This is a genomic window from Adlercreutzia sp. DFI.6.23, from assembly GCF_024462535.1.
Classification (GTDB): Bacteria; Actinomycetota; Coriobacteriia; order Coriobacteriales; family Eggerthellaceae; genus Adlercreutzia; species Adlercreutzia rubneri.
Genome location: NZ_JANGBP010000828.1, coordinates 1 through 287, shown reverse-complemented (window position 1 = coordinate 287; position 287 = coordinate 1). Strand labels below are relative to the sequence as shown.

Sequence of the window (287 nt, the reverse complement as noted above, 5' to 3'; positions counted from 1 at the left end):
CCAGAAGGAAGCCACACATGATGATGCCGGCAGTCACGAAGCCCGCAGGGGTTACCACGCCGAGGCCCGCCACGGCCACGAGCGACCAGATGCCCAGCACGCCGCGCACCAAAAAGAACATGATGTCCTGCACGCCGCCGCGATACAGCGTCGGGAACAGCTCCGTCGACCACAGCGCATAGAAGCACTGGGCCGAGAAGCCGGCTGAGATGCCCCACAGAGCCACGAACACCCACAGAAGCCAGCCCCAGCTATCGGCCGTGCCCGCTTCCAGCTGCATGCCGAAG

At 65.2% G+C, this 287-nt stretch carries 1 pseudogene; it reads right to left on the bottom strand.

Annotated elements, in window-relative coordinates:
• Positions 1–287, bottom strand: a pseudogene (locus tag NE591_RS15630) (hypothetical protein); the annotation flags it as partial.